This window comes from Pseudomonas sp. JUb42 (assembly GCF_024807945.1).
Taxonomy (GTDB): domain Bacteria; phylum Pseudomonadota; class Gammaproteobacteria; order Pseudomonadales; family Pseudomonadaceae; genus Aquipseudomonas.
Window position 1 is genome coordinate 293,071 of sequence record NZ_JANUFD010000004.1, and the last position, 18,073, is coordinate 311,143.

The following is an 18,073-nucleotide window of genomic DNA, read 5'->3' on the forward strand; positions in this document are numbered from 1 at the left end:
ATGCTGGCTTACATCTTTCGCCGCCTGCTGCTGATCATCCCGACGCTGTTCGGCATCCTGTTGATCAACTTCATCATCATCCAGGCCGCCCCCGGTGGCCCGGTGGAGCAGATGATCGCCAAGCTCGAAGGCTTCGATGGCGCCACCAGCCGGATTGCCGGTGGCGGTGCTGAAGTGGCCGTGGCGGGCTCCACCTACCGTGGCGCCCAAGGCCTGGATCCGGCGCTGATCAAGGAAATCGAGCACCTCTACGGCTTCGACAAGTCGGCGCCGGAACGCCTGTGGATCATGATCAAGAACTACGCCCAACTGGACTTCGGCGACAGCTTCTTCCGTGATGCCAAGGTCATCGATCTGATCATCGAAAAGATGCCCGTATCCATTTCCCTTGGGCTCTGGAGCACTCTGATCATGTACCTGGTGTCGATCCCGCTGGGCATCGCCAAGGCCACGCGCCATGGCAGCCATTTCGACGTCTGGACCAGTTCGGCAATCATCGTCGGCTACGCCATTCCCGCTTTTCTGTTCGCCATCCTGCTGATCGTGGTGTTCGCCGGAGGCAGCTATTTCGACTGGTTCCCGCTACGGGGCCTGACCTCGAACAACTTCGATGAGTTGAGCCTGGGCGGTAAGATCCTCGACTATTTCTGGCACCTGGCCCTGCCGATCACCGCCCTGGTCATCGGCAACTTTGCCACCATGACCTTGCTGACCAAGAACAGCTTCCTCGACGAAATCGGCAAGCAATACGTGATCACCGCCAAGGCCAAGGGTCTGAGCAATCATCGCGTGCTGTACGGGCATATTTTCCGTAACGCCATGTTGCTGGTCATCGCCGGTTTCCCGTCGGCCTTTATCGGCATTTTCTTTACCGGCTCCCTGCTGGTGGAAGTGATCTTCTCCCTCGACGGCCTGGGCCTGATGAGTTTCGAAGCGGCGATCAACCGCGACTACCCGGTGGTCTTCGGCACGCTGTTCATCTTCACCCTGCTGGGCCTGGTGGTGAAACTGATCGGCGACATCACCTACACCCTGGTTGACCCGCGCATCGACTTCGAAAGCAGGAAGCATTGATATGAAGCTGTCTCCTCTCAATCGCCGCCGCGTCGAGCGTTTCAAGGCCAACAAGCGCGGCTGGTGGTCGCTGTGGCTGTTTTTGATCCTGTTCGGCCTGAGCCTGGGCGCCGAACTGATCGCCAACGACAAGCCCCTGGCCGTGCGCTATGACGGCGAGTGGTATTTCCCGGTGTTCAAACGCTATGCGGAAACCACCTTCGGCGGCGAATTCCCCCTGGAAGCCAACTACAAGAGCCCCTACATCAAGGAATTGCTGAAGGCCAAGGACGGCTACACCCTCTGGGCGCCGATCCCGTTCAGCTACCAGAGCATCAACTACGACCTGAAAGTCCCCGCCCCGGCGCCGCCCTCACGAGATAACCTGCTGGGCACCGACGATCAGGGCCGCGATGTGCTGGCACGGATCATCTACGGCTTCCGTGTCTCGGTACTGTTCGCCCTGACCCTGACTGTGCTCAGTTCGATCATCGGCGTCATCGCCGGGGCCCTGCAGGGTTTCTATGGCGGATGGGTCGATCTGCTCGGGCAGCGTTTCCTGGAAATCTGGTCGGGCCTGCCGGTGCTATACCTGCTGATCATCCTTGCCAGTTTCGTGCAGCCCAACTTCTGGTGGCTGCTGGGCATCATGCTGCTGTTTTCCTGGATGAGCCTGGTGGACGTGGTACGCGCCGAGTTCCTGCGCGGGCGCAACCTTGAGTACGTGCGCGCGGCACGGGCTCTGGGCATGGAAAATATCGGCATCATGTTCCGCCATATCCTGCCCAACGCCATGGTCTCGACCATGACTTTCCTGCCGTTCATCCTCACCGGCGCCATCGGCACCCTGACCGCGCTGGACTTCCTCGGCTTCGGCCTGCCCGCGGGCTCGCCGTCCCTGGGCGAACTGGTGGCACAGAGCAAGTCCAACCTGCAAGCGCCGTGGCTGGGCATCAGTGCCTTTGCCGTACTCGCCGTGATGCTCAGCCTGCTGGTGTTTATCGGCGAGTCCGCCCGCGACGCTTTCGACCCAAGGAAATGACATGAATCAGGACAATCTGATCGAAATCCGCGATCTGGCGGTCGAGTTCGTGGCCGGGGACAGCCAGCAGCGCGCCGTCGAGGGCATCAGCTTCGATATCCGCAAGGGCGAGACCCTGGCCCTGGTCGGCGAAAGCGGCTCGGGTAAGTCGGTCACCGCGCACTCGATCCTGCGCCTGCTGCCCTACCCCCAGGCGCGTCATCCCAGTGGAACGATCCGCTATGCCGGGCAAGATCTGCTGACTCTGGACGAGAAAAAACTGCGCAGCATCCGTGGCAATCGCATCGCCATGATCTTTCAGGAGCCCATGACCTCACTGAACCCGCTGCAATCCATCGAGAAGCAGATCAACGAGGTGTTGGGCCTGCACAAAGGCCTGACCGGCAAGGACGCCACCAGGCGAACCCTGAAGCTGCTGGAGCTGGTGGGCATACCCGAGCCGGTAAAACGCCTCAAAGCCTTGCCACACGAGCTCTCAGGCGGCCAGAGACAGCGTGTGATGATCGCCATGGCCCTGGCCAATGAACCGGAGCTGTTGATCGCCGACGAACCGACCACCGCTCTCGACGTCACCGTGCAGCTGAAAATCCTCGAATTGCTCAAGGAATTGCAGGCCCGCCTGGGCATGGCCCTGCTGCTGATCAGCCATGATTTGAACGTGGTTCGGCAAATAGCCAACCGCGTATGTGTCATGCAGCGCGGTTGTATCGTCGAACAGGCATCCTGTGACGAATTGTTTCGCTCGCCCCAGCATCCGTACACCAAACTGTTGCTCAGCGCCGAGCCCAGCGGCGGTCCTTCAGCCAACGTGGCCGGGGCGCCGATGCTGGAAGTCGAGGACCTGAAGGTCTGGTTTCCGATCAAGAAAGGCCTGTTCAAGCAGACCGTGGATCACGTCAAGGCGGTCGACGGCATTAACTTCAGCCTGCTTCAGGGTCAGACCCTGGGGATTGTCGGCGAAAGCGGATCGGGCAAATCGACACTGGGGTTGGCAATCCTGCGCTTGATCGCCAGCAAAGGCAGCATACGGTTTCAAGGCAAAACGCTAGACTGCCTGTCGCAACAGCAGATTCGACCGCTGCGCCGCCAGATGCAGGTGGTGTTCCAGGACCCGTTCGGCAGCCTGAGCCCGCGCATGTCGGTGGGTGAAATTGTCGGCGAAGGCCTGCGTATTCACCGTATCGGCAGCGAGGCGGAGCAGGAAGCGGCAATCATCGAAGCACTCAGGGAAGTAGGCCTGGACCCGGAAACCCGGCACCGCTACCCCCATGAGTTCTCCGGCGGGCAACGACAGAGAATCGCCATTGCCCGTGCATTAGTGTTAAAACCGGCGCTGATTTTGCTGGACGAGCCGACTTCGGCCCTCGACCGCACCGTTCAGCGTCAAGTAGTGGAGCTGCTGCGGTCACTGCAAACCAAGTACAACCTGACGTATTTGTTCATCAGCCATGACCTGGCGGTGGTCAAGGCGTTAAGCCACCAGTTGATGGTGGTCAAACACGGCCAAGTGGTCGAACAGGGTGCGGCAGAGTCTGTCTTTGCCGCACCGCAACATCCTTATACACAGCAGCTGCTGGAAGCCGCTTTCCTGGCTCCAGTGGCTGTCGATTAACCTGAAGAGGAACAACACATGGGTTTTCTCGCCGGTAAGCGCGTCCTGATCGTCGGTGTCGCCAGCAAACTGTCCATCGCATCCGGTATTGCTGCCGCCATGCACCGTGAAGGCGCTGAACTTGCCTTCACTTATCAGAACGACAAACTCAAGGGTCGTGTCGAAGAGTTCGCCGCAGGCTGGGGTTCCAACCCTGAGCTGTGCTTCCCTTGCGACGTGGCCAGCGACGAAGAAATCGCCAAGGTCTTCGAAGCGCTGAGCAAGAAGTGGGACGGCCTGGACGTGATCGTTCACTCCGTCGGCTTCGCTCCGGGCGACCAGCTCGATGGCGACTTCACCGAAGCCACCACCCGTGACGGTTTCCGCATTGCCCACGACATCAGCGCCTACAGCTTCGTGGCCCTGGCCAAGGCCGGTCGCGAAATGATGAAAGGCCGCAACGGCAGCCTGCTGACCCTGTCGTACCTGGGCGCAGAGCGCACCATGCCTAACTACAACGTGATGGGCATGGCCAAGGCCAGCCTGGAAGCGGGCGTACGTTATCTGGCTGGCAGCCTCGGCCCGGAAGGCACTCGCGTCAACGCTGTATCGGCAGGCCCGATCCGCACCCTGGCAGCCTCGGGCATCAAGAACTTCCGCAAGATGCTGGCCGCCAACGAAGCGCAAACCCCACTGCGTCGCAACGTCACCATCGACGAAGTCGGCAACGCTGGCGCCTTCCTGTGCTCCGACCTGGCGTCGGGCATCAGCGGTGAAATCATGTACGTCGACGGCGGTTTCAACACCACGGCGATGGGCAATATCGAAGAGTGATCGCTTAACCGCGGCAGCATGCATGCTGCCGCCTCGTGGGAGCGTGGCTTGCCCGCGAACAGGGCGACGCGCCGTGTCAGGCATATCGCGCCAAGGCGTTCGCGGGCAAGCCTCGCTCCAACGGGATGTCGCGCAATATACGTGACACGCAGGACAAAAAAAGGCCGCTCAATGAGCGGCCTTTTTTGTTACTGCGGATCGCTTAGAACTTCTCGATCTTCGCCTTGCTTTCCAGCTGGGCGCGGAACGATGCGAAGTCCTGCTGGCCAGAGCGGGAGGCCAGGAAGCGGCGGTACTGCACCTTCTCCTGATCGGTCGGCGCGGCTGCGTGATTGACGCCATTGAGGCGTACGATCACAAAGCTGCCATCGGCGGCGGTCAGGCTGGAGTAGACCGGCTTGTCCTTGCCTTCAGGCTTGGGCATGCGGAACAGCGCTTGCAGCACGGATGGCTCCAGGCCTTCCTGGCTGCGGGTGGCTGCTTCGACAACCTTCCAGCTCACACCGTCCTGCTTGGCAGTCAGCGGGATCTTGCCGTCACGCAGGCCAGCCAGCAGGGCATCGCCCTTGGCCTTGACCGCGTCGCTGGCATGCTGCTTGAGCAACTGGGCACGGATCGCGTCAGACACAGCGGCCAATGGCAACTGTTCTGGCTGGCGATGCTCTTTCGAGCGAACCACCACGGCGGTCTCGGGATCCAGCTCGATCACACTGCTGTTAGCCCCCTCTTCCAGCACTTCCGGGCTGAATGCCGCCTGGATGACCGCACGATTGGCGATAATGCCGTCAGCACCACCGTCGCGACCGAATGCCGGAGTGGTCTGCACTTTCAGACCCAGGTCCTGAGCCGGTTGGGCCAGGTCGGAGGCTTCGAATGCAGCGTCTTCAAGCTGCTTGCTGACATCGACAAACTTCTGCTCGACCAGGTCGGCTTTCAGATCGTGCGTCAGCTTGTCTTTCAGACTGGCGAAGGTCGGCACCGAAGGCGCTTCAACACCCAACAGCTTGATCAGATGCCAGCCAAATTCACTGCGAACCGGCGCCGAAACCTGATCCTTGTTCAAGGCATACAGGGACTCTTCGAACGCTGGATCGTAAACGCCCTTGCCGGCGTAGCCCAGGTCACCGCCCTTGGCAGCCGAACCCGGATCCTGAGAGAACTCCTTGGCCAGGGCCGCAAAGTCTTCACCCTTGGCCAGACGCTGCTGAATCTCTTCGACCTTCGCTTTTGCCTGGGCATCGTTCATCTTGTCGTTGACTTCGATGAGGATGTGCGCGGCACGGCGTTGCTCGGCCAGATTAGCGATTTCTTTCTGGTAGGCAGCCTGCAAATCGGCGTCCTTGACCTGCACCTTGTCGAAGAAGGCAGACTTCTTCAATTCGATGTAATCAAGTACGACTTGCTCCGGGCTCATGAACTCTTTGGCGTGTTCGTCGTAATGCGCCTTGATTTCGTCGTCGGTCACTTTCGCGGCGGCAACATCGGCAGGCAGGGTCAGCGTAGCGAAATCGCGTGTCTGTTTTTCCAGACGGGCGAAGGCCTCGACCTCAGCATCAGTGACGAACGCACTGCCGGCGATACCGGCACGCATCTGGCCGATCAGCATTTCCTGGGTCAGCATCTGACGGAATTGCATGCGACCGAAGCCCAACTGACGGATGACCTGATCGAAACGATCGGCATTGAACTTGCCGTCGACCTGGAATTCCGGCATTTGCAGGATCTGCTGATCCAGCGCCGCTTCAGAGAAGCCGAACTTGGCGTCATGGGCGCCCTGCAGCAGCAGCTTGCGATCAATCAGGCCCTTGAGGGCCGACGTGCGCAGCATTTTATCGTCCAGCAGTGCAGGATCGAAATCCTTGCCCAGCTGTTGCGCCAGCTGACGGCGTTGCAGGTCGGCAGCCTGGCTCAGCTCGGTCTGGGTGATTTCTTCACCGTTGACCTTGGCCGCGTCCTGACTGGTACTGGTGGCCCGGAACAAGGCATCGAAGCCCGTCAAAGCCATCAACGCCATGATCACGCCGATGATTGTTTTGGCAATCCAGCCTTGTGAATTGTCCCTGATGTTCTGCAGCATGCGTCCCCCAAAACGGTTGAACTAACTAACCAACCGCTGAGCGTGGGTAGAAAGCGGATAGAAGAAAGGCGCATCCGAGGATGCGCCTTCTCGTAAATCGCGAAGCGGACAGGCTCGTTAACGAGACCCGGATGACAGACAGGTATTGCGACCGGCTGGTTTACCGCTCCGCTACCACAGCAGCTATACGCCGCTGCGGCAGGGCAAAGGCGAGAAGAACTTAGTTGACAGCTTCTTTCAGTGCTTTACCGGCTTTGAAGCCTGGTTTCTTGGCAGCTGCGATTTCCAGCGTCTTACCAGTCTGAGGGTTACGACCGATGCGAGCAGGACGGTCGGTAACAGAGAACGTACCAAAGCCAACCAGTACCACAGAGTCGCCAGCCTTCAGAGCGCCAGTGACGGATTCGATTACTGCGTCCAGCGCACGGCCAGCAGCAGCTTTCGGGATATCAGCAGATGCAGCGATAGCATCAATCAGTTCCGACTTGTTCACTCTAAGTCCCCTTATGTCTATATTTGAGATATTTCTAAGTTTTTGGTTTAAGCAAAACGGGCGCTGAAGGCCAACTGACACTAGAAGAGCCGCTTTATAACAAGGGCTCCAAAAAGCTGTCAAGGAAGGCCTCCCAGACTTAATGCGTGCTAATTCTTTCCTTAGAGTCAGACTCGCGCTTTTCATCCTTTGCCACCATATCGGAAGCTACATCCGGCAAGGGCTCCGGCGCGTATTGCAGCGCAATTTGCAGGACTTCGTCAATCCATTTAACTGGCTTGATTTGCAGATCCGCCTTGATGTTGTCAGGAATTTCCTTCAAATCGCGTACGTTTTCTTCCGGAATGATCACAGTTTTGATCCCACCCCGGTGCGCAGCAAGAAGTTTCTCCTTCAAACCACCGATGGCCAGCACCTGCCCACGCAGGGTGATTTCCCCGGTCATGGCCACGTCCGCACGCACAGGGATCGAGGTCAGGGCCGAAACCAGGGCCGTGCACATGCCTACGCCAGCGCTAGGGCCGTCTTTGGGCGTTGCCCCTTCCGGCATGTGGATATGAGTATCGCGCTTCTCATGGAAGTCCAGGGGAATCCCCAGGCTCTTGGCCCGGCTGCGCACTACGGTCAGTGCTGCGGTGATGGATTCGACCATGACATCGCCCAGGGAACCGGTCTTGATCAACTGGCCCTTGCCCGGTACGACAGCGGCTTCGATGGTCAGCAATTCGCCGCCCACCTGAGTCCATGCCAGGCCGGTCACCTGACCGATCTGATCCTGCTGCTCGGCCAGGCCGTAGCGGAATTTACGCACACCGAGGAAGTGCTCGAGCATTTCGGCACTGACGCGCACCGAAAAACGCTTCTCCATCGCGTGTTCCTTGACCGCCTTGCGGCAGACCTTGGCAATCTGGCGCTCCAGACCACGTACGCCCGCTTCACGGGTGTAATAGCGGATGATGTCGCGGATCGCCTCTTCCTCGAACTCCAGCTCGCCTTTTTTCAGGCCGTTGGCAGTAATCTGCTTGGGCGTGAGATATTTGGTGGCGATATTGATCTTTTCGTCTTCGGTGTAGCCAGGCAGGCGAATGACTTCCATCCGGTCCAGCAGTGCTGGCGGGATGTTCATGGAGTTCGCGGTGCACAGGAACATTACGTCGGACAGGTCGTAGTCGACTTCCAGGTAATGGTCGTTGAAATTGTGGTTCTGCTCCGGATCGAGCACCTCAAGCAGCGCCGAGGCCGGGTCGCCGCGCATGTCGCTGCCCATTTTGTCGATTTCGTCGAGCAGGAACAGTGGGTTGCGCACGCCCACTTTCGTCATCTTTTGTATCAATCTTCCTGGCATCGAACCGATGTAAGTCCGGCGGTGACCACGGATTTCCGCTTCATCACGCACACCACCCAGGGCCATACGCACGAACTTGCGATTGGTGGCGTGGGCGATGGACTCGGCCAGGGAGGTTTTACCGACACCCGGTGGGCCTACCAGACACAGGACCGAACCACGAATTTTCTTCACGCGCTTCTGCACGGCGAGATATTCGAGAATGCGTTCCTTGACCTCTTCCAGACCGTAATGGTCGGCATCGAGAATGTCTTCGGCACGAGCCAGGTCCAAACGCACCTTGCTCTGGGCTTTCCACGGCACCTGGACCAGCCAGTCGATGTAAGAGCGCACCACGGTCGCTTCAGCCGACATCGGCGACATCTGCTTGAGCTTGTTCAGCTCGGCAGTCGCCTTGGTCAGGGCGTCCTTGGGCAGGCCGGCGGCATCGATACGCTTTTTCAGCTCTTCGATCTCGTTGTGACCTTCTTCGCTGTCGCCGAGCTCTTTCTGAATGGCCTTCATCTGCTCGTTCAGGTAGTACTCGCGCTGACTGCGCTCCATCTGTTTCTTGACCCGCCCGCGGATGCGCTTCTCGACCTGCAACAGATCGATTTCAGCGTCCAGCAGAGCGAGTACGTGCTCGACACGCGCGGGCAGGTCGATGATTTCGAGAATTTCCTGCTTCTGCTCGATCTTCAGGGCCATGTGCGCCGCCATGGTATCGACCAGGCGACCCGGCTCATCGATGCTGTTGAGCGAGGACAGGACTTCGGCAGGGACCTTCTTGCCCAACTGCACGTATTGCTCGAACTGCGCCAGCAGGCTGCGCACGAACACTTCGGATTCACGATCAGGGGCGTCTACTTCGTCGATCAGCACCACTTCGGCGCGACAATGGCCGTCAACCTCGATGAAGCGCTCGACGGAACCGCGCTGCTCGCCCTCGACCAGCACTTTGACCGTGCCATCCGGGAGTTTCAGCAGCTGCAGGACGGTGGCAATAGTGCCGACGCTGTAGAGCGCATCTTCGCCGGGATCATCATCGGCAGGATTTCTTTGCGCGAGCAGGAGGATTTGCTTGTCGCCCGTCATCGCAGCCTCAAGGGCTTCGATAGACTTCTCGCGCCCCACGAACAGCGGGATAACCATGTGCGGATAAACCACAACATCTCGCAATGGCAAGAGAGGCAATTCAATGGTGGTTTTCATGATTTCGCCTCTACGGCGGCCAAACGGCCGTGGACAGGTGGAATGAGCTTGAATTCAAGATGGGGGTAGCTTCCTGAAAAAACAAGCGCTGATGCAGGAAATGCAAAAGGGGCCCGAAGGCCCCTTCTTGTTTCACGCAGCAGTGTGACTCACGCCTCAGGAGCAACCTTGGCAGGCGGCTCGCTGTTTTCGTAGATCAACAACGGCTTGGAAGTACCGTCGATCACGCTTTCGTCGATGACCACCTTGCTGACGTCAGTCTGCGAGGGGATCTCGTACATGGTGTCGAGCAGCACGCCCTCCAGGATGGAGCGCAGGCCACGGGCACCGGTCTTGCGCTCAAGCGCGCGACGGGCAACCGATTTCAACGCATCGGTGCGGAATTCCAGGTCCACACCTTCCATCTCGAACAGCTTGGCGTATTGCTTGGTCAGAGCATTTTTCGGCTCGGTCAGAATCTGCATCAATGCAGCTTCGTCCAGCTCGTCCAATGTCGCCAGGACCGGCAGGCGGCCGACGAACTCGGGGATCAGGCCAAATTTGACCAGATCGTCGGGCTCGACTTCACGCAGCGATTCACCAACCTTCTTGCCTTCTTCCTTGCTGCGGACTTCGGCGTTGAAACCGATACCGCCCTTGGTGGAACGGTTCTGGATAACTTTTTCCAGGCCCGAGAATGCGCCACCGCAGATGAACAGGATATTGCGCGTGTCCACCTGCAGGAACTCCTGCTGGGGATGCTTGCGGCCGCCTTGGGGCGGTACGGAAGCCACGGTGCCTTCGATCAGCTTCAGCAGAGCCTGCTGAACGCCTTCGCCGGACACGTCACGGGTAATGGAAGGGTTGTCGGATTTGCGCGAAATCTTGTCGATTTCGTCGATGTAGACAATACCCATCTGGGCCTTCTCTACGTCGTAATCACATTTCTGCAACAGCTTCTGAATAATGTTTTCCACGTCCTCACCCACATAACCGGCTTCGGTCAGGGTGGTGGCGTCGGCGATGGTGAACGGAACATTGAGCAGGCGCGCCAGGGTTTCAGCGAGCAGCGTCTTGCCGGAGCCCGTAGGGCCGATCAGCAGGATGTTGCTTTTGCCCAGTTCAACGTCATCGTTTTTCTTGTCGCGCTGATTCAGACGCTTGTAGTGGTTGTAAACCGCTACGGCCAGAACCTTTTTCGCACGCTCCTGGCCAATTACATACTGATCCAGGATGCCACTGATTTCTTTCGGCGATGGCAATTTATGCGCACTGCTTTCGGCCTGGGCTTCCTGCACCTCCTCGCGGATGATGTCGTTGCACAGGTCGACGCACTCGTCGCATATAAAGACCGAGGGGCCGGCAATCAATTTGCGTACTTCATGCTGGCTTTTGCCGCAGAAGGAGCAATAGAGCAATTTGCCGTTGTCCTCGCCGTTGCGGGTGTCAGTCATTCGATCGATCCAATCCGGTAGGCTTGCAACACAAGATGAAGGCTATTGCGGGCTTTTTCAAGCCCGCAAGTGATCAGAGCAGCCGACCAACCTTATTTTGCGCTGCTGGGTTTAAGCAGGGCGCTGGCTGATCACTTCATCGATCAACCCATACTCACGCGCGGCTTCGGCACTCATGAAGTTATCGCGGTTGGTATCACGCTCGATCTCTTCCAGGGTGTGCCCGCTGTGCTTGGCCATCAGCGTGTTGAGACGCTCGCGGATGAAGAGGATTTCCTTGGCATGGATTTCGATATCCGAAGCCTGGCCCTGGAAACCGCCCAGTGGCTGGTGAATCATCACGCGTGAGTTCGGCAGGCAGTAACGCTTGCCTTCGGCACCGGCGGTCAACAGGAACGCGCCCATGCTGCAGGCCTGACCGATACAGGTGGTCGAAACGTTGGGCTTGATGAACTGCATGGTGTCGTAGATCGACATGCCTGCAGTCACCGAACCGCCCGGTGAGTTGATGTAGAGATGGATATCCTTGTCCGGGTTTTCCGCTTCAAGGAACAGCAGTTGCGCACAGATCAGGTTGGCCATGTAGTCTTCTACCGGACCTACCAGAAAGATCACTCGCTCCTTGAGCAGGCGCGAGTAGATGTCATAGGCGCGTTCGCCACGGGCGGACTGCTCGATAACCATCGGGACCAGGCCGCCTGCGGCCTGGATGTCAGAGTGCTGCTGAATATAAGAATTGCGGGACATGTCCTGCATTCACTCCCAAATAGTCATGGCTTGAATACGCATAAGCCAGCACGAAGGCTGGCTTATGGGTGTTTTCGAACGAGAGAAAAAATCAGTCGGCTGTTGGAGCTTCTACCGGCTTGACTGCTTCTTCGTAGGAGACCGATTTGTCGGTCACGCTAGCTTTCTGCAAAACAGTATCCACAACTTGTTCTTCCAGCACAACCGAACGCACTTCGTTCATTTGCTGTTCGTTCTTGTAGTACCAGGCCACAACCTGCTCAGGCTCCTGATAAGCGGAAGCCATTTCCTGGATCATCTCGCGAACGCGGGCGTCATCAGGCTTGAGTTCGAACTGCTTGACCACTTCAGCAACGATCAGACCCAGCTCGACGCGGCGCTTGGCCTGCTCTTCGAACAGCTCGGCCGGCAGTTGGTCAGGCTTGATGTTGCCACCGAACTGCTGAACCGCTTGCACGCGCAGACGGTTGACTTCGTTTTCCAGCAGGGCTTTCGGTACTTCGATCGGGTTGGCGCTCAGCAAGCCGTCCATTACCTGATTCTTGACCTTGGACTTGATAGCCTGACGCAGCTCGCGCTCCATGTTCTTGCGAACTTCGGTGCGGAAGCCGTCGATGCCGGTTTCCTTGATGCCGAACTGCTTGAAGAACTCTTCGTTCAGCTCAGGCAGCTTAGGCTCGGAAACAGTGTTGACGGTAACGGTGAACTCAGCAGCTTTACCAGCCAGCTCCAGATTCTGGTAGTCCTCTGGGAAGGTCACGTTCAGCACGCGCTCTTCGCCAGCCTTGGCGCCCACCAGACCGTCTTCGAAGCCCGGGATCATGCGGCCGGAACCCAGAACCAGCTGGGTGCCGGTGGCCGAACCACCTGCGAAGACTTCACCGTCGACCTTGCCGACGAAATCGATGTTCAGCTGGTCTTCGTTCTGGGCAGCGCGATCGGCCACTTCGAAACGAACGTTCTGCTTGCGCAGGATTTCCAGCATGTTGTCCAGATCGCTGTCAGCGACTTCGGCCGACAGACGCTCTACAGCGATCGACTCGAAACCGGCAACGGTGAACTCCGGGAACACTTCGAAGGTGGCTACGTATTCCAGATCCTTGCCCTTTTCAAAGGACTTGGGCTCTACGGAAGGAGCACCTGCCGGGTTCAGCTTTTGCTCGACAACAGCTTCGTAGAACGAAGCCTGGATGACTTCGCCCAGTGCATCCTGACGCGCGCCTTCTTCGTAGCGCTGACGGATCACGCTCATTGGCACCTTGCCAGGGCGGAAGCCTGGAATCTTGGCATTGCGTGCAGTCTGCTGCAGACGCTTGTTGACTTCAGTCTCGATGCGTTCGGCAGGCACGCCAATGGTCATGCGGCGCTCAAGAGCGGAAGTATTTTCAACAGAAACTTGCATGGATATTCCTCGTTGCACAGACGTTAGCCGGCCGTTTCCCGACCCCAGAATCTAAGGGCAAGCATTCTAGTGGGTCGAACTCAAGAAGTCACCCTACTGAAAAAGGGCAAATTAGGGTGCCGGAGACAGGCGGACAGCTGAGGGCAATCGGGACTGCCTTCCATCTGCCAAAAAGGTGTCTGGCCCGGCCTTTATATAAAGGAAGGAATACGCAGACCCTGACACCGCCTCCAACCATGAAACACGCCCCGCAAGACCGGCGGCAGCCTGGGCTGACTGACCTGCGGCACGAAAAACAAAACGCTGAAACAAAAAAAGCCGCACTAGGCGGCTTTTTCTATTGTCTGGTGCGGACGGAGAGACTCGAACTCTCACACCTTGCGGCGCTGGAACCTAAATCCAGTGTGTCTACCAATTCCACCACATCCGCGTTTCAAGCTTTTAAAGCAAAGGCGCCAGATTATAAGTCTGGCGCCTTCTTTGTTCGAATATGGGGTGGACGATGGGGATCGAACCCACGACAACAGGAGTCACAATCCTGTGCTCTACCAACTGAGCTACGCCCACCATATTGCGTTGTGACGTTACATCTTACTTGTGCCAAAGCTGCCTTTAGTGGCGCACCCGGCAGGACTCGAACCTGCGACCATCCGCTTAGAAGGCGGATGCTCTATCCAGCTGAGCTACGGGCACTTATATAATCTGCATTCTTTAACGACTACAAATTAAAGGCTTTCATCACATCGAGCCAATTTGCAACTCTGACCGACCGAATCAACCAGTGCTAGCTTAACCAGTGCTGGGCTCTGCCCGACAAGTGCGACGAATCTTATAGACGAGCCTTGAGGTCGTCAACTCTTTTTCAAAAAAAATTCAGTTAGATAAAGGAGTTAGCGGAATATGCCGAGCAAGCGCCTTTGCCCCTGCGTCATGACATGCGAGAATGCGCGCTCTTTTTCAATCCCTCTCGATGGTTAATCACCCGTCATGACTGCAAAACTAATCGACGGCAAAGCGATCGCCGCAGGCCTGCGCCAGCAGATCGCCAAACGTGTCGCCGAACGTCGCCAACAGGGCCTGCGTACGCCGGGCCTGGCGGTGATTCTGGTGGGCAGCGATCCTGCATCCCAGGTCTATGTCTCGCACAAGCGCAAGGATTGCGAGGAAGTCGGCTTTATTTCCAAGGCCTACGATCTTCCTGCGCAAACTACCCAGGCCGAACTCACCGACCTGATCGACAGCCTCAATGACGACGCCACTATCGACGGCGTGCTGCTGCAACTGCCGCTGCCGGAGCATCTGGATGCATCGCTGCTGCTGGAGCGCATTCGTCCGGACAAGGACGTCGACGGCTTCCATCCCTATAACGTCGGTCGCCTGGCCCAGCGCATCCCCCTGCTGCGCCCCTGCACACCGAAAGGGATCATGACGCTGCTGGAAAGCACTGGCGTTGATCTCTACGGGATGGACGCAGTGGTCGTTGGCGCCTCCAACATCGTCGGTCGCCCGATGGCGATGGAACTGTTGCTGGCCGGCTGCACCGTGACCGTAACCCACCGTTTCACCAAGGATCTGGCCGGCCATGTCGGCCGCGCTGATCTGGTGGTAGTGGCTGCCGGCAAGCCGGGTCTGGTCAAGGGTGAATGGGTCAAGGAAGGCGCCATCGTCATCGACGTCGGTATCAACCGTCAGGACGACGGCAAGCTGGTTGGTGACGTGGTGTACGAAACCGCCCTGCCCCGTGCCAGCTGGATCACGCCAGTACCGGGCGGCGTAGGCCCGATGACCCGCGCCTGCCTGCTGGAAAACACCTTGTACGCGGCAGAAACCCTGCACAGCTGATCAGTGCAGCAGCGCACAAATGAAAACGGCACCTCAAGAGGTGCCGTTTTTTGTTTCTAGCAAATGTTACTTCTTGGCGTTTTCCCAGCTTTTCAGCAGGTCAGCGTAGGCAATGGTTTCGCCTTTGGGCTTCTCATTGGCCAGCTTGCGCTGTGGCGCGAGGAACTTGCCGCCGCTCTGTTCAGCCTTGGTGTACCACTCTTCAGCCGAGGTTTCCGGGTTCATCTTCGGCGCGCAACCACTCGCCTCTTGAACCTTGGAGCGCTCGATACGCGTCATGATGGCATCCTGATCCTTGGCCAGACCATCCAGCGCTGCCTGAGCGGTTTTCTCGCCGGTCACAGCTTCAGCCACATGGCTCCACCACAACTGCGCCAGTTTCGGGTAATCCGGAACGTTGGTGCCGGTCGGCGACCATTGCACACGGGCCGGGCTGCGGTAGAACTCGACCAGACCACCGAGCTTCGGCGCCAGTGCGGTCATTTCCTTGGAGTTGATGTCCGACTCACGAATCGGCGTCAGGCCGACGATGGTCTTCTTCAACGATACCGACTTGGAAGTGACGAACTGCGCATACAGCCAGGCCGCATTGCGTTTCTTCTCTTCGGAAGACTTCAGGAAGGTCCACGAACCCACGTCCTGATAGCCCAGCTTCATGCCTTCTTTCCAGTACGGACCTTTCGGCGAAGGCGCCATGCGCCATTTCGGCGTGCCATCAGCGTTCATGACCGGCAGACCTGGTTTGGTCATGTCAGCAGTGAAAGCGGTGTACCAGAAGATTTGTTGCGCAACGTTACCCTGGGAAGGCACCGGACCCGACTCGGAGAAGGTCATGCCCGCCGCTTCAGGTGGCGCATAGGCTTTGAGCCAGTCGATGTATTTCTGGGTAGCGAAAACAGCCGCCGGGCCGTTGGTATCGCCGCCACGGGTGATGCTGGAACCGACCGGATGGCAGTCCTCTACGCGGATGCCCCACTCGTCCACTGGCAGACCGTTCGGCAGGCCCTTGTCGCCGCTGCCGGCCATGGAGAACCAGGCATCGGTGAAACGCCAGCCCAGGGACGGGTCTTTCTTGCCGTAGTCCATGTGACCGTAGACTTTCTTGCCGTCGATCTCCTTGACGTCTTCGCTGAAGAATTTGGCAATGTCTTCGTAAGCCGACCAGTTGACCGGAACACCCAGCTCGTAGCCGTACTTGGCCTTGAACTTCTCTTTCAGATCAGGACGCTCGAACCAGTCGGCGCGGAACCAGTAGAGGTTGGCGAACTGCTGGTCGGGCAGCTGATACAGCTTGCCGTCCGGAGAGGTGGTGAAGGAGGTGCCGATGAAATCCTTGATGTCCAGGGTCGGCGAAGTGACCTTCGCGCCCTCAGGGCTGGCCATCAGGTCGGTCAGCGACAGAGCCTTGCCATAACGCATGTGGGTACCGATCAGGTCGGAGTCGTTGACCCAGCCGTCATAGATACTTTTGTCCGACTGCATGGCGGTCTGCAGCTTCTCGATCACGTCACCTTCCTGGAGCAGGTCATGGGTGACCTTGATGCCAGTGATTTCGGTGAACGCCTTGGCCAACACCTTGGACTCATATTCGTGGGTGGTCAGGGTTTCCGAGACCACTTTGATGTCCATGCCGCGGAACGGTTTGGCGGCCTCGATAAACCACTCCAGCTCCTTGAGCTGCTCTGCATCCGACAGGGTCGTAGGTTTGAATTCGCTGCCTGCCCATTTTTTTGCGGCATCTTCATAGGCATCAGCCCATGCGGTCACGCTCAAGCCACTCAACGCCAGCATCGCTGCCAGCGACACGCTATGTCGCAGTTTGTTGTTTTTATAGAACATAGATACCTCCAGTTGTTGTTATCAACCGGCCGGATGCTGATCCGACCGGGGTCCTGAAAATCTCAAGCGTGCCACTCTTTTCGCCCCAGCAACGGGCGACTACCCCCAACGCATCACCAACAACAGCCACACCAGGGAAATCACCGAAGCGATCCAGATGCTCCAGTCCGTCACGCCTATCACCAGCAAATGCAGGTAGGCGCTACCAAGAAGTCCGATAAACAGGCGATCGCCACGACTGGTGGTGATCGGCAGAAAACCGCGGCGCTCGACACACGGCGAACGCAGCTCCCAGATCGTCATGCCGACCAGCGCCGCCGCTATGGCGCCGAAGAAGGCAGCAGTGAGGGTAGTCCAGGCCATCCAATCCATCATGCGACTCCTTATACCCGGCCCAGGGCAAAGCCCTTGACCACGTGATTGCGAACGAACCAGATCACCAGCATGCCCGGCAAAATGGTCAGCACCCCGGCCGCAGCCAGTACACCCCAGTCAATGCCGGAGGCCGACACGGTGCGGGTCATCACCGCGGCGATTGGCTTGGCATTCACGGAAGTCAGGGTCCGCGCCAGCAGCAGCTCGACCCAGGAGAACATGAAGCAGAAGAACGCCGTAACGCCGATGCCGGAGCCGATCAAGGGAATGAAAATCTTCAGGAAGAACTTGGGAAAGCTGTAACCGTCGATGTAGGCGGTTTCGTCGATTTCCTTGGGCACACCCGAGATAAAGCCTTCCAGGATCCACACCGCCAGCGGCACGTTGAACAGGCAATGAGCCAGTGCCACGGCAATATGGGTATCGAACAGACCGATGGACGAATACAGCTGGAAGAACGGCAACAGGAACACTGCCGGTGGCGCCATGCGGTTGGTCAGCAGCCAGAAGAACAGATGCTTGTCGCCGAGAAAACGATAACGCGAGAACGCATAGGCCGCCGGCAACGCCACGGTCAGCGAAATCACCGTGTTCAGGCACACGTAGTACAGCGAGTTGATATAGCCGCTGTACCAGCTCTCATCGGTGAAGATCACCTTGTAGTTGGCCAGGGTGAAATCCTGCGGCCACAGGCTCAGGCCGCCAAGAATTTCGCCATTGGTCTTGAACGACATGTTCACCAGCCAATAGATCGGCACCAGCAGAAACAGGATATACAGGACTAACGGAACCATTTTGCGCGCGTTCAT

14 protein-coding genes and 3 tRNA genes are annotated in these 18,073 nt (G+C 58.0%); 5 read left to right on the forward strand and 12 right to left on the reverse strand.

Going from position 1 to position 18,073, the window contains the following annotated elements:
* The 4 genes from M2401_RS10260 to fabI are packed head-to-tail and all read left to right on the forward strand — an operon-like array spanning position 1 to position 4,520.
* Entirely contained in the window at positions 1-1,074 is a 1,074-nt protein-coding gene (locus tag M2401_RS10260; RefSeq protein ID WP_259102331.1) for a microcin C ABC transporter permease YejB, read from the forward strand.
* 1 nt (position 1,075) lies between these two features.
* Positions 1,076-2,095 carry an ABC transporter permease gene (locus tag M2401_RS10265; RefSeq protein WP_259102334.1) on the forward strand — a complete coding sequence of 340 codons (1,020 nt, stop codon included), beginning with the start codon at positions 1,076-1,078 and terminating at the stop codon, positions 2,093-2,095.
* A 1-nt stretch (position 2,096) separates the two neighbouring features.
* A complete protein-coding gene (locus tag M2401_RS10270) occupies positions 2,097-3,707 on the forward strand; it encodes an ABC transporter ATP-binding protein (protein WP_259102336.1) in 1,611 nt (536 codons plus the stop codon).
* A gap of 18 nt (positions 3,708-3,725) precedes the next feature.
* Positions 3,726-4,520 (forward strand): enoyl-ACP reductase FabI, encoded by a 795-nt coding sequence (fabI, locus tag M2401_RS10275; protein WP_231651258.1) that lies wholly within the window; start codon positions 3,726-3,728, stop codon positions 4,518-4,520.
* Positions 4,521-4,722: 202 nt separating this feature from the next.
* Here the strand turns inward: fabI and M2401_RS10280 are convergent, their stop codons facing one another.
* The 9 genes from M2401_RS10280 to M2401_RS10320 form a co-directional block, all read right to left on the reverse strand.
* Positions 4,723-6,597, reverse strand: coding sequence for a SurA N-terminal domain-containing protein (locus M2401_RS10280; RefSeq protein ID WP_259102340.1), 1,875 nt, complete (start codon positions 6,595-6,597; stop codon positions 4,723-4,725).
* A gap of 220 nt (positions 6,598-6,817) precedes the next feature.
* Entirely contained in the window at positions 6,818-7,090 is a 273-nt protein-coding gene (locus M2401_RS10285) for an HU family DNA-binding protein (RefSeq protein ID WP_002552737.1), read from the reverse strand.
* Positions 7,091-7,229: 139 nt separating this feature from the next.
* Positions 7,230-9,626: an endopeptidase La gene (lon, locus tag M2401_RS10290; RefSeq protein ID WP_259102462.1), complete on the reverse strand. Its 2,397-nt coding sequence runs from the start codon at positions 9,624-9,626 to the stop codon at positions 7,230-7,232.
* 149 nt (positions 9,627-9,775) lie between these two features.
* Positions 9,776-11,059, reverse strand: coding sequence for an ATP-dependent Clp protease ATP-binding subunit ClpX (clpX, locus tag M2401_RS10295; protein ID WP_259102463.1), 1,284 nt, complete (start codon positions 11,057-11,059; stop codon positions 9,776-9,778).
* Positions 11,060-11,170: 111 nt separating this feature from the next.
* Positions 11,171-11,806 (reverse strand): ATP-dependent Clp endopeptidase proteolytic subunit ClpP, encoded by a 636-nt coding sequence (gene clpP, locus M2401_RS10300; protein WP_259102465.1) that lies wholly within the window; start codon positions 11,804-11,806, stop codon positions 11,171-11,173.
* Positions 11,807-11,897: 91 nt separating this feature from the next.
* Entirely contained in the window at positions 11,898-13,208 is a 1,311-nt protein-coding gene (gene tig, locus M2401_RS10305; RefSeq protein WP_259102467.1) for a trigger factor, read from the reverse strand.
* A 345-nt stretch (positions 13,209-13,553) separates the two neighbouring features.
* Positions 13,554-13,638: transfer RNA gene (locus M2401_RS10310), tRNA-Leu, on the reverse strand.
* A gap of 61 nt (positions 13,639-13,699) precedes the next feature.
* Positions 13,700-13,775, reverse strand: a tRNA-His gene (locus M2401_RS10315).
* 49 nt (positions 13,776-13,824) lie between these two features.
* A tRNA-Arg gene (locus M2401_RS10320) sits at positions 13,825-13,901 on the reverse strand.
* A gap of 294 nt (positions 13,902-14,195) precedes the next feature.
* Here M2401_RS10320 and folD point away from each other — a divergent pair.
* Positions 14,196-15,050, forward strand: coding sequence for a bifunctional methylenetetrahydrofolate dehydrogenase/methenyltetrahydrofolate cyclohydrolase FolD (gene folD, locus M2401_RS10325; RefSeq protein ID WP_259102468.1), 855 nt, complete (start codon positions 14,196-14,198; stop codon positions 15,048-15,050).
* A 66-nt stretch (positions 15,051-15,116) separates the two neighbouring features.
* Here folD and M2401_RS10330 read toward each other — a convergent pair whose 3' ends face one another.
* From M2401_RS10330 to M2401_RS10340, 3 genes are all read right to left on the reverse strand, one after another.
* Positions 15,117-16,889: an ABC transporter substrate-binding protein gene (locus M2401_RS10330; protein WP_259102470.1), complete on the reverse strand. Its 1,773-nt coding sequence runs from the start codon at positions 16,887-16,889 to the stop codon at positions 15,117-15,119.
* A 99-nt stretch (positions 16,890-16,988) separates the two neighbouring features.
* Positions 16,989-17,261 (reverse strand): DUF2160 domain-containing protein, encoded by a 273-nt coding sequence (locus tag M2401_RS10335; protein ID WP_259102697.1) that lies wholly within the window; start codon positions 17,259-17,261, stop codon positions 16,989-16,991.
* A gap of 11 nt (positions 17,262-17,272) precedes the next feature.
* Positions 17,273-18,073: a carbohydrate ABC transporter permease gene (locus tag M2401_RS10340; protein ID WP_259102472.1), complete on the reverse strand. Its 801-nt coding sequence runs from the start codon at positions 18,071-18,073 to the stop codon at positions 17,273-17,275.

Coding starts and splice junctions, on each gene's coding strand:
- M2401_RS10260 (WP_259102331.1), top strand. CDS start 1: ATGCTGGCTTACATCTTTCGCCGCCTGCTGCTGATCATCCCGACGCTG.
- M2401_RS10265 (WP_259102334.1), top strand. CDS start 1,076: ATGAAGCTGTCTCCTCTCAATCGCCGCCGCGTCGAGCGTTTCAAGGCC.
- M2401_RS10270 (WP_259102336.1), top strand. CDS start 2,097: ATGAATCAGGACAATCTGATCGAAATCCGCGATCTGGCGGTCGAGTTC.
- fabI (WP_231651258.1), top strand. CDS start 3,726: ATGGGTTTTCTCGCCGGTAAGCGCGTCCTGATCGTCGGTGTCGCCAGC.
- M2401_RS10280 (WP_259102340.1), bottom strand. CDS start 6,597: ATGCTGCAGAACATCAGGGACAATTCACAAGGCTGGATTGCCAAAACA.
- lon (WP_259102462.1), bottom strand. CDS start 9,626: ATGAAAACCACCATTGAATTGCCTCTCTTGCCATTGCGAGATGTTGTG.
- clpX (WP_259102463.1), bottom strand. CDS start 11,059: ATGACTGACACCCGCAACGGCGAGGACAACGGCAAATTGCTCTATTGC.
- clpP (WP_259102465.1), bottom strand. CDS start 11,806: ATGTCCCGCAATTCTTATATTCAGCAGCACTCTGACATCCAGGCCGCA.
- tig (WP_259102467.1), bottom strand. CDS start 13,208: ATGCAAGTTTCTGTTGAAAATACTTCCGCTCTTGAGCGCCGCATGACC.
- folD (WP_259102468.1), top strand. CDS start 14,196: ATGACTGCAAAACTAATCGACGGCAAAGCGATCGCCGCAGGCCTGCGC.
- M2401_RS10330 (WP_259102470.1), bottom strand. CDS start 16,889: ATGTTCTATAAAAACAACAAACTGCGACATAGCGTGTCGCTGGCAGCG.
- M2401_RS10335 (WP_259102697.1), bottom strand. CDS start 17,261: ATGGATTGGATGGCCTGGACTACCCTCACTGCTGCCTTCTTCGGCGCC.
- M2401_RS10340 (WP_259102472.1), bottom strand. CDS start 18,073: ATGAACGCGCGCAAAATGGTTCCGTTAGTCCTGTATATCCTGTTTCTG.